The sequence below is a fragment of the Paenibacillus thiaminolyticus genome, assembly GCF_007066085.1.
Classification (GTDB): domain Bacteria; phylum Bacillota; class Bacilli; order Paenibacillales; family Paenibacillaceae; genus Paenibacillus_B; species Paenibacillus_B thiaminolyticus.
Genome location: NZ_CP041405.1, coordinates 3497602 through 3512037 on the forward strand (window position 1 = coordinate 3497602; position 14436 = coordinate 3512037).

Here is a 14436-nt window from a genome sequence, read left to right on the forward strand (position 1 = left end):
GAGAAAGGTAGACCTTCTCATCCTGGATAAAGTGGGATATATGCCCTTTCGCCCAACAGGGGGCTCAGCGTATGACACTTCCTTTGTAAAAATTAGCTCCTTGTAATCTAGCTCTGAATGGTGGAGAACATATCAAAATACAATGGGTTCTAAAATGTTAACACTCAGAACTCCGTCATCCTTTCCAAGTATTCTTTTACTTTTGGATCGTTTGGTTCAAGCAAGTTCAGAACGTTCTTTTATAAGTGTCTTTAGTAGAGCTGAGTCTAGCAAGAAATCACTCCCTAAGTACCATTGGATTTCTCTAACTGATATTTATAAAAGTTTCGTATTCTTATTCTCCTTGGTGTCATATAGTCACCGCTATTGATTGACATTCTAACCGCCCATGAGTCGCATTATATTCTGTTTTTGCCATCAACTCCTTTAATTTCGGGTACGCAAAAAAAGCTCATTCCATACTTATGGTTTAAGTTTGGAATAAGCGTTTTGATAGGTTCAAGTGATTTTCATGTTTATAGTCGTACAAATTGATATTGGTAAGATGTATATAAAATTTATAAAAACTGTTTATAGAGTCAACATTACTCGTAATCGTACTCCCATTGGGCAAAACGACTTAATAACAGGCTAGTCTTTTCCCAAGAATCGCTAGAGCAAGCTTTAATTATTTTTTCAATTTCATGTTCTGCTTTATTAATATTAAAATCATTTGTAATAAGGAGGCCTCTTCCAACTTTTATCTCATTTCCTGTTAACAATTTACCTAAGTACTTGGGACTTATAATGGTAAATTTATATATTTCAGAACCGTTTATACCCTCAATACCTATATCAGCCTCTAACTTCACACAAAAATCTTCTGGTTCGTCTCCCCAATCCTCAGAAAAAATATGGATGGCTTTTATTTCAGCATTTATCATCGTTTTCACCCCTATTTATTATAAGACCATTTTGATGATGGATCTTTTAAATCTGTAATCCATATGTGAGCATTCCTTATTTCGAGAGTTTCTATTTTACCGTTTCTTAGCGAGTTAGTCACTCTTGTATTTTCTTGATAGTTTGCTTTCCAGACCCCATCTCTAGGTTTATATTGTAACCTAAAAGCTCTTAATCCATCTTCACTAGAAAAACCAAGTAAATCGCCTGTTTTTTTATCTCTAATTTCCTTAAAGCCATTACCAACCCATGCTTTCCCTGCTTCAATTGCTGTTTTAGAATCTCCATACCCGATATTAGTCATCCCTTTTCCTTCTTTGGCCCCTAGTAATATTTGCGATGGTGTCTTTTGATGACCATTAATTGCGATTTCATCAGCATATTTACTATTTTGGAATGGATGAGAACCCGCACCCTCAGTTTGTCCCTTTCCTTGTGACCCCTTCCCTGAAGTACTCTCCATAACATTCCAGTAATTCTTCTGGTTCTTCGTCAGCCCAGATGGTTGTTTAACTGTACCCTGACGTGAATATATATAACCACCAGCAGGGGCCACCTTCAAACCAAACTTATTATTATCTGCCATGTTTTCAAGAGACTCTCTTAGCCCTTGAATCCCATTCTTGAAGCTTTCTTTGACCATTTTTTGGCCAACTTTATACTCAAAAAACTTATCTCCTGTCCACACTTTTAGCTTCCCATTGACTACTTTCAATGGACTTATTGCACTTTTGATAAATTTGGGCATTCCTATTTTGAATCCCGGCGGAATATCGTACGTCGTGCGCTCTCGGACAAAGAAGAAGTTCAATCGTCTGACATTCGGTTCATCATGGAACTGTTCCTCAAGGCCATTCGCTATCATTATTTTATCTTCTAAAGACAACCTATTGTCTTCCCAGGCATTATAATGCTCAGGGTCGGTGATTCTGCCAAATAGGATGTCCCTCATCCCCTGCTTCCGAAGCTGGTTCGGGAGGTGCAGAGTATCAATGGCTTGAAACCGCTCGATCAACCGATTCAATCTGTTATTCGTTTCCCATACCTCGTCGGGGATTCGGCTTGCGCCAATTTCCACGGACCGGCTGAAATGAATGAGAAAATTCACGAGCTTCTCTTTCGTTTGCGGTTCTCTTAGACCTTTGGCGCCAGTAAAAACTTTCCCCAGCAAGTACGATAATTCCCCGTACATTTGACGCCTCAATTCCTTCTCTTCATCCGTCCAATGCGTCGAATCATACAAGGCCTTGATGATTCCATTCATAATACCAGGGCCTGTGTGGGCGGAAGCAACGGGCATCATTGCAAGCGTGCCTAGAGCGCTCTGCGCCAAGCGGCCGATGGTACCCACAATCGGGATCATTCCCAGAACACTCAGCGCAGCGGACATCATTTGTCCTATCTGGGCCCGGTTGTCAGAAGATGCACTAGACGCCTGAGACTTCGCTTCCTGTGCAGCCGTATAAGCCTCTACCGTCATCAACGGGGGTTCAGGCACCGGTTCCAGATCGGTGACATGCACTGGCGCTTTGACGCTTCCTTCTTGGGTAAGAAGGCCGGAGCGCAGATCCGACTCCCCATCCAGAACCAGACTGCTCTCCCCGCCTCGTAAATAGATCGCTTCGCCAGCTTCCATGTTCCACCGCTCGCCTGCTTGAGCGGAGAAGCTGCCGCCGCGGATGGCAATGCTTCCCGAACTACGGATCTTCACTCCGCTCTGTTCATCGAGCTGAATGACCATGCCTCTTCCCGCATGCAGACGAAGTTCGTTGGCCACCAGATCGAACCCGTTGCCTTGTTTGTTATGCCAAGCTTTCGCTTCCGGCTTCCGACCCGGATCCCGACTGCGCAGTGCTCCGCGAACGACCGCTTCCGCTTCTCTCGCGGAAGGCAGGTACAACTGAACGTGCTCCCCTAGATCAGGCATGCTGTACCACCCTGTGTGTCCTTCTGCAACGTAGGTTGTCATATAAGGGAACCAGCAGCCATCTGTTGTAGTATCATGCTTTTCGTCGAGATCAAGCTTAAGTTGGACGCGATCTCGCTCTACCCCGCATACGGCAGCTCCCATGACAGCGCCTGCGGCAAGCGAATTCTCTTGGCGAGACCAGACGGCGTTCTCCTCCAAGCATAATTGATATGTATGAAGAAGCAACCCTTGTTTCATTTCACTTACCGCCTCGATCACTACCGTTAGCGCGCCGTCTGGGAGGCGTAGACGGTCACCCAATGAACAATAATATTCCAGTTCAATCGAATATATTGTTACCGGAGTGATCATGTTCTCCCCGATACCAGGGCTCCCGTTCAACCCTTCCTGCCCATGCAAAATCTTTTTTCTCCGATAAGGAATATGGCGATCCAGCTCCCGTAGCCTTCCCTCAGGGAGTCCAAAAAAGAACTTTGGAGCGTTTGCCGTAACTTCAGGTACTAAGACCGTCCCGAACCGGGAAGCCATTCGCTTAAGAAAAGCCCAGTCTGTCTCCTTGAATTGCAATGTGAAGGCTTCTAACGGTGTGGCTTCACTTGAAGTGTCAATCACATCTGCTCCCTTGTAATTCTCGATTACACGCTCGATCAGTTCCTCGTAAGATACATCGGCTGGATGAAAGGAACGCCTCTTGATTTGCACATCCAGTTCATACGTCCACGAGACCGCTTCCAAGGTTACATAAAATATGCCACGGACTATACGGACTGTTCGAGTGAGCAGTTGTCCCTGGAACAATGTCCGCAGGACACTGCCGTCATCCGTGATCTGATGCACCGTGACGGATTCGCCCGCATCCGATGAATCAATCACCCGCTCTCCTTGTTCCTCACTCAGGATGCCGCTTAGCACCATTCGGGCATGATGATTAACCCGCTGCTCGATTCGCAGGTCCGTAATTTGCTGTACTCCGTATTTCCATAAGAGGCGCACATTATGATACCCTGCTAAGTCTATAAACTCCCCCGTCTGATTCATCTTCTCCTCCTCCCCGGATAGTAGCAGACGCGCTACGGCAGCGCATTGAGCTCCTGCCGCTTGCCCGCTTATCCATCAATCCAGGTCCTGCCCATCGTTCTCGATCCGAATCGTTCCGCAATACAGGCATTGATGGGTGCAACGGCTTAGCAGGGCCGGTTTCCCATCTACCAACACATCTCCTTTTCCATTAGCCCAGGGAATCGTCACTACAGGAACACAAGGCGCTTTCTTAACGCCATAGATATCCACCATATTGCTGGCCTGTACGGCTGGATTGAGCGGACTGAAGCAGTTGCCGAAGGAAGGTATGTTAATCCCGGGCACGAAGTCTCCCGTATTCAACTGAGCCTTGCCTTTGAGATAGGTGCCATGGCTTTGCAGCATCTTAAGCCGTCCCGGCTGAGTCCCGTAACTGCAGCTAATAATCGCTCCTGCCACGACATAGCTTTCTTTGGCGCCTTTGCCCGGTTCGATGCGAATTTCCTGTGGTTTGCTCATTTATCGCACACCCCTTTCTCATGGCTTAATCCCTTTCCACTTCTTCAAGGCGAATTCCGTAAAAGTCCCTTCTCAGCATGCTCTCGGCCACAGCCAAGTTCACAATCCATATCGTTTCGCGCACGCCATCCACCTGGAAAAACGGTTCGTATGTTTTGTTGCCTTCTAGCACGAGCCGTTTCAATGCCCCGTCCTTGAAATATTCGCTTCGGGTAGAGAGACAGCGAGTTCGGGGCGGACAGGCGTTCCAGTACACTTCTTGATGCACCCGTCTGACATCAGTCAGCATGACTAGATTCCAGTGCATATCAGGCATATACTTCTCAAGCAATTGCTTGAATGTATCCGAAACTAACGGCAATGGCCGTTCTAAAAAATCCACGTATTCCACATGTTCCTGCTCTCGAATCGGAAAGGACAGAGAGGATGAATCCCCCTCAGTCTTTCCATTCTCCGGCAACTGGAAGAGGGAATTTGACAAACCGACCGGAACAGCACGTCCCTCAATCCGACCGTCCTCAGCAAGCTTGAAGTACCGGTTCATGATGGACTCCCCTTTCCTTGAGACAGTGACAGACAAGCCTCTCGTTCCGGAAATATTGCACCGTCAAGACATGAATCGGAGAAATCCGTATCTGTCAAATTGGCCTCACGGAAATCCGCATTTGTCAGATCCGACTTCTGGAACCGGACACCTTGAAGACTGGCTCCACGGAAGTTGGCTCCCCGCAAACAGGTCCTCACAAAGACGGCGCCATCCAATTTAGCCCTTGTAAAATCGGCTTCCGCCAAGTCACAGTCCGTAAAACGGACGCCTTCCACACAGGGAGGCGCCCAATCCGGTACCGGCATGCCCGCTTTCCCCTGCACATTGCGAAAGATTGAGGCCTTCATGGAGCTTCCGCTATATTTGGCCCCTTGGACGAGACTGTATGAAAAATCGGCGCTGTCCAATTGGCAGTCATTCCAAACCGTACCCAGCAGAAACCCTTCACCCAATCGGCTTCTCTTCAGATCGCAGTTCCGGAACGAGCTATAGCGAAAATCAAGCGCATGATAGTCACCGCTTGATAAATCAAATCCATAAAAATCCTCATATGTATACGCAGCCGAATCATTCTTCTCCTGAAGCCAAGCTCTCACTTCCTCCGAGTCCCGCTCCCGCTCATCCAATCGGAATACACATTCGCTATGGGAGAGATATTCTCCGACGCGCACCTCAAACACCGCTTCCTTCTTCAGCTCCTTGAACTCAAGCAGAGCAGCCGCCTCCATCATAGAGAGACGGATCAGATTCACAACAAAGCGATGGAAATGCTCCGCTTCCAGAAGCCGTATCCGATCAAGCTGCGGCAAGGTGACCGCTCCGGAATAGCCGGTAGCCGCCCGTGTCAGTTCATCCATGAGGCGGTCCAAATAACAAAAAACCCAGGAGGCATCATAGGTGTCCTCAACCGGGCGGGAATCGAACAACCACGAGGCGTCAGACGCTTGGACAAGATAACTGGCACGGTCATGCGCAATATCGGTCCTTAGCATGGAGTACGTAATAAATCCAATACGTCCTTTCTCTCCTGCAAGCTGCTTCATGCGGATAGACATACACAGTTCCTGAAAAGAATGGACGAATTCTCTCATCCATGCCGTCTTCTCTTCCTTCCAGCAATCCATGAACTCACGAAGCACTTTCTGCCGTGCCAAGGGTACTGCCTGCTCTCTGAAATGCGCCAATGCTTCCTCTCTGCTCACAACGCTCCCTCCCCTCAGCCGCTCAGTTGGAGTTGACAGTGGCGCCTGTCAGGCTTGCATGTCCGCCCAGATGGAGCTGGCTTCCCTTGCAGCTAAGGTTCATCTCGCTTCCGGCAGATAGTACCACTTTCTTCGCAGCGTTCATCGTAATATCTCCGTCCGCTGTAATGCTGATATTTTTACTGCTGGCAATGTGAATGCCCTCTTGCTCATTCAGCCGAATGTAAATGGCTCCCTCTTTACCTGTAATGACCACCTCGTCAGGAGCCAGCATAATTTCCTTCCCATAGGGAGTCCGAAATATTTTGACTTCCGGGTTATTTAGTTTATCGTTTTCCCCGGTTCGGGTCTGTTGCCTCGCGGCACCGCCCGCAATGCCTTCTTCCTCCTTGCTGCCAGGAAAATATACCGTTACCGGGTCTCCCATCTCGGGCATGACATACCAACCGGTGCTTCCTTCAGCCGTATACATGGAGGAATAACGGAACCAGCGCGCCTCCTCTATGTTCTGTTCCGGATCGAATTCGAAATGAACTTTTACCTTGTCCCCAGCTACACCGATAACCCGCCCATGAATCGAGGCGCCAATCATATTTTCGTTATCATATGCCTTCTGCCGCAGCCCTTTATGAGGACAGAGCACATAATGATGCTGGACAATGCCATCCGTCATTGCCGTGTACGCTTCGCATACGAATAAACTTTTGCCCTTGAAAAAAACATGGCTTCCCAATTCAAGCACCCTGTCGGTCTCAATCTCATAAGTGATAAAGTCATCTTCGTTCACCTTCGCCATCTCATTCTCCGTAAAATAACGGAAAGGCTCTACACGCTTCCTGACCGTATAATTGCCCTGATCCATGCGGACGGCAGCGTCGCCCTCAAAGATGCCAAAATAAAATTTGGGCTTATCAAATTGTGAAGCCGGCATAAGGCTCGTATGATACCGGGAGGCCATTCTCCTCAAAAACTCCCAATCGGTCTCATTGTACTGGAGGGCGAACCGGCTCAGCTTGGCTCCTCCTGTCGCTTCATCTATCACATCAAGGCCGGGATAGTCCTCGCCGATCGCATTCAGCATCTCTGGAATCGTAATGTGCACATTTTGAAAGGATCGAGTTTTCCGCTTGACATCCATCAAATAAGTATGGGAGACGGCTTCCACTTCCACATAATAGACGCCCCGTATCACATTTATCTCAATAGAGAGGGCCATCCCGCGGAACAACGGCTTGCTTCCGCCGTCCTCATCCACTTGATACAGCTCGACGGGAGTATTCGCCTCTGTCATCTCCACATAGCTGCCCTTCTTCTCCTCAGAGACAATTCCAGTGAAGCGTAACCGGGTATGCTCATTGATCTGCTTCTTCATGGACAGATCGCTTAGGCGAACTAACTCATATGGATAAATTTTTAGGTTGTCATAAGTTAAGCTCATTCCTCTAGCCCCCCCTTTTTTGTTCCTCTTCCACTTGAATGGCCTTCAATATGCTCTTCCCTGCCGGCTTCCATATCTTCGACTCGGCCTCTGAGCAGTTGAAGGAACATAATAATGCTCTCCCGTTCAGTTCGGTGAATAGCATGTAATGATACAAGTTGCCATCCAATGAACCTGTAATGAACTCGCAATACCCCGCAGGCTTGCCTTGATTGGTTGCCGTCATGCCTTGTCCTATCCAGGAGCGAACTGGCTGTACAGATCGCAGGACATGCATCATTGTGTCTGTGAAAAATTCAATATCCCGATTGGGAACAGGGTCGGAGGTGTACTGAAATGCCAGGCAGACCGTTCCGGTATCGGTCGAATAAATCAGGGAAGGCCGATGTTCAGAAGGATATTTGATACTGGCCTCCTGCTTCGTCAGCATGCGGAAGGTTCTTGGCAAAGGCGCATAAAGCGTACCCTTGATCAATTCGATAAGGAAAAAAGGCACAAGTTCATCACCAATTCGCACGAGCGGCTGACTCACGTCAATCAAGGCCTCCTCGCTGATCTCTGCTGTATCCACCGGAGGTTTTTCCTCTTCTTCAGCGGTCAAATCGCCCCTCTCTGCTTCGAGTTCTTTCATCATCGTGATGATCTTCTCATCGATATGCTCCACGATGCACCCCTCCTGGCTGTATAATTCAAAACATGGTTCAATCCACAATCACCCGCTGCCGCCCGCCGGGGCGCATGTCCGGCGCCATCGCCCGGCCGCTGCCGGCTTCGCTCAGCACCCGGCGCAGGCCGGCGTAGAGCCGCTCGTTGGTCAGCTCGCGGTAACCGGTGCCGAGCCGCTGGCCCAGGTAGTACTGGATAACGTCCCGCTCCACCGCGCCGCCATTCAGGCACAGCATGGCGAAGGCAGCGTCATGCGCATGCTCGATGCGGGTCTTCAGCAGCTCCTGCGCGAAGTACCGCAGGATGAAGGGCGACAAGGTGCTCTGCCCGATGCCCGCATGTGGCACATGGATGACATTCAGCGTGTTGAACTCGGTAGACAGGTCGGTGAAGCTCTGGTAATCGTCCCGCAGCCGCGCGCCTTCCTTCAGCTTGAAGCGGCCGAGCTCCAGCTCGTTCGCCTTCACCTCGGCCGTATCCTCATCCAGCACAATCTCCCCCGGGAGCGTCGTGAAGTCGCTCGACGGCTGCTCCGCATGGAACCGGATCTTGAGCACGGTCTCCCTCCCGGTCGAGCGATAGGGCAGCTCCTGCTCCTGCTCCAGCATATAGATGAGGCCTCCGTGCTTGACGATGCCTTTGCCGACCGTCAGGCTGCGGGGGCCAACCTGAACCTCGGTCCCGGCCAGCACCCCGGTCGAATAGGACTGATAGGCGATGTCGACGAATTGCCGCGGGAAGTCCCGCAGATTCTCCAGCATGTCCGTCTTCAGAATCCGGCCCCGATGGAAATGCGGCACCTGATGTTTGAACAAGGCGCAGCCCTCCTTTCCGTTCTGTCTCGATTATTTCAAGCCGTCGAAGAAATCCAGCTCCGACAGATCATTCTCGAAGGCATAGAATTGCTTCGTGCCGATATAGAGCTGCTCGTTCAGCCGCGCGACCGGCACGGTGTCGAAGCCCCAGCTGCCGTCGCCGGCGAAGACGAACCATTTGGCCTCGCCGTTGGCGATCGAGTCCGTGTCATCCTGCGGAATCCGATCGCCGTATTCCGCGGCGATCTCCTCGTACCGCACCGGGCGGTACGCCGTGAAATCATTGGCGTACACCGCGAGATAGCGCAGCTGGCCGTCCGCGTTGCGGATGTTGAACTCGATCTCATGCGCGCCCAGCGGCCGCGAGATCGAGCCGCGCGCCTGATCCAGCCGTTCGTAGCTCGCGATCAGCACCTTCTCCTGCCCCGTATGGGTCAGGGCGCTGACCGAGTACGGCACGATCGGGGCCTGATTCGTAAGCCGCGCTTCGATCAGCCCCGCCTTCCGGGCGCTCAGGTAGCGCAGCGCGCCGCGCAGGCAGGCCAGCTTCAGCTCCGGCACCCTGCCGGAATCATCCGCCTTCTGCCGGAACTCGATCGCCCGCCCGGGCACGAACTCCTTCAGCGCTTCACGGAACACGTCGATCCGGCACGATTGTCCGGTCAGCTTGATGATGGAATAATCCTGCAGCCGGCCGTCGCGGAAAAACTCGTCCAGGAACTTATGCACGATCGCATAGATGTCGGCCCGAATGAGATGGTTGATCTCCTGAATATTGAATACGACATCCGGCGGCTCATGCATGTCCCGGAATTGCCCGTTCTCCCACAGCGACAGGCACCACCGATCCAGGACCGTCAGATGCAGATCATCCTCCGCCCGGCCGCCGCGGCCGGAATCGAAGCGGCTCCGCAGAATCCCTGTCCGGCGGAAAAATTCCTTCTTCATCCCGTCCGCCATCTCCCACAGGACGTAGAAATTGTTCCGCACGCGCTGATACTCATCCCGAGAGCGGTGCTCATATTCCTTGAACCGGGTCGGAATGACGGCCTCCGTCTCGCGGTAAGCGGCATCGAACGCCGCATAGACCGCTGCCGCCCCGAATTCATCCACATGGCGGTACAGGTCGGCCGCCGGGATGTCGATCAGCGAATCAATGTCCGGCACCGTTCCGGCCAAGGCTCCGCCGCTGCGGTAATACCCGGCGAAGACGATTTTCATGAATTGCATGATCCGGTACGTAATGTTGTTGCCGCCGAAGTTCGTATCCCCATTTTCATAGGACGTATGGATGTCCAGCTTGTAGGCGATGTGGCTGTCCTCGATGCGGAAACGGCAGGAAGACAGATCGGTGGTCCCTCCGCCGCAGTCGATGACCAAGGCCTTGTATTCCTCTCCGTCGAGGAAACGCTGCTGCTCCATCTGATTGGCAATCGTGTTGTACAGCACCGCCAGCCCTTCGTCGAGGGCATCGTCAGACTCGATCCGGTATTCCGGCAAAATGTCGGCGAACATCTCGATGAACTGCTTCTTCAGCTTCACCGGGCCCGACAGATGGAGATGCCGAAAGCGGCATTTGAACTGATGCTCCGCCATGCGGATGACATGGAGCGTATAAGCCCGGATCAGCTCCTGCCGGGACACGGATGCCGCGTTCCCCTGCGCATCCATCACATCTTCCCGCTTCTTGTAGTTGTTCACCCACCGCTTCATGCCGTGGAAGACGGTGGCGTTGCCGCTGTAGCCGTTCCTTTTCCGGTCCCGCAGCGCATCGTATCCGAAATGATAACGGATGCGCTCCGGATCGGAGCAATCGGCGACGCCGATGACGGTCGGAAGCACCTCGATCCAATCCGCATCTGCAGACGTCGTCTCGGGGAACGCGACATAGTTGATACGATCGAGGCGAATGCGCCCGCTCAGCACATCGTTCGTGTTGGGCGAAGTGATGTAGCCGCTGTCCAAATACGCTCCGGCCGTCGTATTCGAGGTGCCGAAATCGATCGCCAGGACGGCATCGGTCTCCTCCAGCTCGCGGATGTCCAGATCGGTGACCGGAATTTTGTAATAATACAAATGAGCCGGCGGGAGCGGCGTATCGCGGTAATACGTGCGGTACACGTACTCGGACACCGTCCGCGGGAAGAAGAGCAGGCTGTACTGACGGTTCGCCGTCTTCTTCACCTCGGCCTCCTCGGCCATCGCCAAATAAAAGCTTCCCCGCGCCGAACCGTCCTTCACCAGATTGAGAATGGCGCACAGCTCCAGATTTTCATTGACGAGCAGCACATTCGATTCGGCGATCTCCTCCCCCGCCTCGACATGGTAGCCGTCGAACTGATCCAGCTTCAAGCCGGAGTACAGCGTAATCTTCGCCGGAATCCGGATGCCTCCGGTATCGGTCAGCGGCGTGCCCAGGTACTTTTTCATGACCGCCTCGACCCGATCGAATCCGCCCGGCCGGACGCCAGTGATGAGCAGACTCTCGTCTGCGCCCCGGTATTTCATGATGGTCGCGATCAATTCATCCCGATCCAGCGTGTGGATCAGCCCCTCGATCAGCTTCTCCCGCTGGCATATGTTCCGGAGCTGGAACGTCGTCATCTCCAACAGTTCCTCCCGGTGATATTGCGCCCGCTTCCGGGCATCCTCCCGGCGTCCCGGCTGCGTATACAGCTTGTACGAGTATCCGGCCATAAGTTACCTCTCCCTCCGGCTGTCAACTTCGTGACCTGCCCTATCGTGAACGGCCCATCCTTGCTTGTAACCATGGCGATGAACCGATAGCTTAACGTACTTAACTTGCCTAACGAACATAAATAACGTAAACCCGTGCATAACGTAACAATGCCATTTCATTTTTTTGAAAAAACCACGCTAACCCTGGGCAGTCTGCTACTCCTGCTACTACAGGAAAATCTGCCGCTACAGGACAGTCTGCTCCTGCAATCCGCCACTGCAGGGCAGCGGGCAATCTGCCACTACAGGGCACCGGGCACTTGCCACTTACAGGGCAATCCGCCCCTGCTGGACAATCTGCTACTACAGGATCAAGCATCCGCCACTCCCGAGCAGTCCGCTTAGAGAGCAGCCTCCCGGGCTAATACAGAGCAATCCGCCCCAACTGCATCGTGTCGTCCACCTCGATAATGCCGAAGTGATCGCGCCAATACACTTCCGTATGGAAGCGCGCCGGCAGGAACAGATCCGTAATCAGCTCCACCTTCGCCCGGACCGCCTCCGACTTTTCATGCCCCACATAGATGAGCAGCTCGTCCTTATCCTCGCAATTCACGTAAATGGTCGAACGGCGGAAAATGCGCCGCATCGTATCCCGCAGCAAATAGACGGCTTCGCCCGTCTCATACAGACGCAGCACATTGCACGCGACCGCTTCCTGCTCATCGCGGGTGAACAGCGGGATCGCTTCGCTCACGCGGGGGCCGAACCGTCCCTCCGCCATATCGCGCAGCACGAACCGGATGTAGTACTCGCGCCGGTTCATCCCCTGGTAGCGGTCAATTCCAGTCAGGAAGTGCAGGATGATATCGAACAGCGCATGACGCAGCTCGGTATCCTCTTCGTTGTTAATATCGAACAGGTCCTTGAACAGGTCGTAGAAGCGGTAGTACGGATTGACCTCGACCTTCTCCAGATGCTGCAGCGCGCTCGTGTTGAGATCCTGGAGGCTGAGCTCCATATAGGGCGAGTAGACGCGGGCGGGAGCGAACCGGATATCCTTCGCCTCAATGCCGGCTTGTTCCGCCTGGATGACCAGATCCCATATATAATTCACGCCCATTCCCCTTCACACTTGTATTCCGGAAAAAACATCTGCACTTCCGACACGAGGAAGCTCATCTGATCCTGTAAAAGGAAGCGCTCGTTCTCTTCCGCCTGGCGAGCCCGGAAGGCGAGCCGCATCACCTTTTTGTCCCGTTCCGTGCGGACATTGTCGCTGACGAACGGATTCATCTCGTACGTCTGCAGCAAGCCATCGCTCCGATCGCGGATATCGACCCGCTCCAGCTCAAGCAGGCCAGCCGCATCGAACGCATGCACGATGCGAATGATCTCCCCCGTCGCCCGCACAATCTGCCCCTGCCGGCGCGCGTATTTCCCGATAAAGCCGTCCGTTCTCCGGTTGGAGACGAGCGGATAGCTCAGGCTGCCGAGGCGGGCGGCAACGGGCTGGGCGATTTTCAGGACGCTCCAGATGCCTGCTTTCTCCTGCGGCGACACGATGGTCAGTTCATCCCGCGAGCGCTTGATGTAGCGAATGTTCTCCTCGTCGCCCTCCACCAGATAGCCGTGCTCGCTGCCCGTCTTATGCAGCGAGAGGACATGCTCGTAGTTGATCCGATCCGAGGCGGGAACCGGGAAGCCGCTGTTCTTGATGGCCAGCCGCTCGATATTCCAGATCGGAACGACATCGACCCGCTTATACGGCTCGTATTCCTCGAGATCGACCGAAATCTCGCTGATCTCCTCATCCTCCTGCGGCGCGGCGTCGCAATGCGTCAGCAGCACGTCGACGAACTTGTAGGCGTACGGATGATTGACCGTCTTCCACGGCACATTATTTTGCTGGAACACGTGGTACAGCTTCTCGATCTCTTCAATATAGCGCCGGCTCTGCACGAGCCGGGCCGAGATCGGGTAACGTCCGCCGGACGTGATCATCTCCCCGCGGAACGTTCGCTCCCCTTCCAGCAACCCCCGCAGCGCTGCATAATCGCATTCCAGGAAGAGCGTGAACAGCAGCGCCTCTTCCTTCCGCTGCATATGATCCAGCAGCTGGCTCATGTCGATCAGCTTCGGCGCCGCGTCCTCCGGCAGCATCGGATGCAGGAAGTCGTGAATCGGGTCCAGCTCATCGCGGCGGCACAGCGAGACGAAGACATCATGCTTCTCTTCGCCGTCCTCCACCTCGTCGAACACTTTGCGCTCCATCTTCCGGTTCATCTCTTCCTGATACTCCACCAGATTGAGGAACAACCCGGTCATCAGCTGCTTCAGCTGCTTGCGCTGCTCCAGATCCTCCATTTTGCTTAACCGATCGGAAATGATATCCTTCATGGCGATGATTGGCTCCTCCTTCTCCTCAGCTTGCCCGGCCCGCGGGCATGATCCCCTTCGTCTGCCGCTACTGTAGTGCCCGCCCGGTGCGGTCTGGCATGGCTACCTGCCGGAGCGCCCGTGACCCGGCTTGGCAGTGCCCCCCGGCGGGGAATGCCTGCCGCGGAAGTGTCCGTCCATGGAGCCCGCCGATGGTGAGGCCTGCTGCGGAAGTCCGCAGAAAGCCCCCGATGGCGAGGACTGCGACGGAGGTATCCGCAGGAACACCTGCATGCGAA

11 protein-coding genes are annotated in these 14436 nt (G+C 53.1%); all 11 read right to left on the bottom strand.

The window, feature by feature from the left end:
* Positions 1 to 584 precede the first annotated feature (584 nt).
* On the bottom strand, positions 585 to 923 hold the full coding sequence (locus FLT43_RS15595; protein WP_087444289.1) for an Imm8 family immunity protein: 339 nt from the start codon (positions 921 to 923) through the stop codon (positions 585 to 587).
* Between the two features lie 11 nt (positions 924 to 934).
* The gene (locus tag FLT43_RS15600; RefSeq protein WP_087444288.1) at positions 935 to 3910 is read right to left on the bottom strand and encodes a hypothetical protein; all 2976 of its coding nucleotides are present in this window, start codon (positions 3908 to 3910) and stop codon (positions 935 to 937) included.
* Positions 3911 to 3985: 75 nt separating this feature from the next.
* Positions 3986 to 4411, bottom strand: coding sequence for a DUF4280 domain-containing protein (locus FLT43_RS15605; RefSeq protein WP_087444287.1), 426 nt, complete (start codon positions 4409 to 4411; stop codon positions 3986 to 3988).
* Positions 4412 to 4436: 25 nt separating this feature from the next.
* Positions 4437 to 4955, bottom strand: a complete 519-nt coding sequence (locus tag FLT43_RS15610) for a hypothetical protein (RefSeq protein WP_087444286.1) — start codon at positions 4953 to 4955, stop codon at positions 4437 to 4439.
* Positions 4952 to 6160 carry a pentapeptide repeat-containing protein gene (locus FLT43_RS15615; RefSeq protein ID WP_087444285.1) on the bottom strand — a complete coding sequence of 403 codons (1209 nt, stop codon included), beginning with the start codon at positions 6158 to 6160 and terminating at the stop codon, positions 4952 to 4954. Before FLT43_RS15615 ends, FLT43_RS15610 begins: the two co-directional genes overlap by 4 nt.
* 22 nt (positions 6161 to 6182) lie before the next feature.
* Complete coding sequence (locus tag FLT43_RS15620; protein ID WP_087444284.1) at positions 6183 to 7598, bottom strand: contractile injection system protein, VgrG/Pvc8 family; 1416 nt, start codon at positions 7596 to 7598, stop codon at positions 6183 to 6185.
* Between the two features lie 4 nt (positions 7599 to 7602).
* Positions 7603 to 8262, bottom strand: a complete 660-nt coding sequence (locus FLT43_RS15625) for a hypothetical protein (protein ID WP_087444283.1) — start codon at positions 8260 to 8262, stop codon at positions 7603 to 7605.
* Between the two features lie 37 nt (positions 8263 to 8299).
* The gene (locus FLT43_RS15630; protein WP_087444282.1) at positions 8300 to 9079 is read right to left on the bottom strand and encodes a DNA and RNA helicase; all 780 of its coding nucleotides are present in this window, start codon (positions 9077 to 9079) and stop codon (positions 8300 to 8302) included.
* A gap of 30 nt (positions 9080 to 9109) precedes the next feature.
* On the bottom strand, positions 9110 to 11776 hold the full coding sequence (locus tag FLT43_RS15635) for an Hsp70 family protein (protein WP_087444281.1): 2667 nt from the start codon (positions 11774 to 11776) through the stop codon (positions 9110 to 9112).
* 403 nt (positions 11777 to 12179) lie between these two features.
* Positions 12180 to 12881 carry an iron-dependent peroxidase gene (locus tag FLT43_RS15640; protein ID WP_087444280.1) on the bottom strand — a complete coding sequence of 234 codons (702 nt, stop codon included), beginning with the start codon at positions 12879 to 12881 and terminating at the stop codon, positions 12180 to 12182.
* Complete coding sequence (locus FLT43_RS15645) at positions 12872 to 14158, bottom strand: normocyte-binding protein (RefSeq protein WP_087444279.1); 1287 nt, start codon at positions 14156 to 14158, stop codon at positions 12872 to 12874. Before FLT43_RS15645 ends, FLT43_RS15640 begins: the two co-directional genes overlap by 10 nt.
* Positions 14159 to 14436: the final 278 nt, after the last annotated feature.

What these genes read in the sequence shown, in the direction of transcription:
- FLT43_RS15595 (WP_087444289.1), bottom strand. Translation starts at nt 923, where the DNA reads ATGATAAATGCTGAAATAAAAGCCATCCATATTTTTTCTGAGGATTGG.
- FLT43_RS15600 (WP_087444288.1), bottom strand. Translation starts at nt 3,910, where the DNA reads ATGAATCAGACGGGGGAGTTTATAGACTTAGCAGGGTATCATAATGTG.
- FLT43_RS15605 (WP_087444287.1), bottom strand. Translation starts at nt 4,411, where the DNA reads ATGAGCAAACCACAGGAAATTCGCATCGAACCGGGCAAAGGCGCCAAA.
- FLT43_RS15610 (WP_087444286.1), bottom strand. Translation starts at nt 4,955, where the DNA reads ATGAACCGGTACTTCAAGCTTGCTGAGGACGGTCGGATTGAGGGACGT.
- FLT43_RS15620 (WP_087444284.1), bottom strand. Translation starts at nt 7,598, where the DNA reads ATGAGCTTAACTTATGACAACCTAAAAATTTATCCATATGAGTTAGTT.
- FLT43_RS15635 (WP_087444281.1), bottom strand. Translation starts at nt 11,776, where the DNA reads ATGGCCGGATACTCGTACAAGCTGTATACGCAGCCGGGACGCCGGGAG.
- FLT43_RS15640 (WP_087444280.1), bottom strand. Translation starts at nt 12,881, where the DNA reads ATGGGCGTGAATTATATATGGGATCTGGTCATCCAGGCGGAACAAGCC.
- FLT43_RS15645 (WP_087444279.1), bottom strand. Translation starts at nt 14,158, where the DNA reads ATGAAGGATATCATTTCCGATCGGTTAAGCAAAATGGAGGATCTGGAG.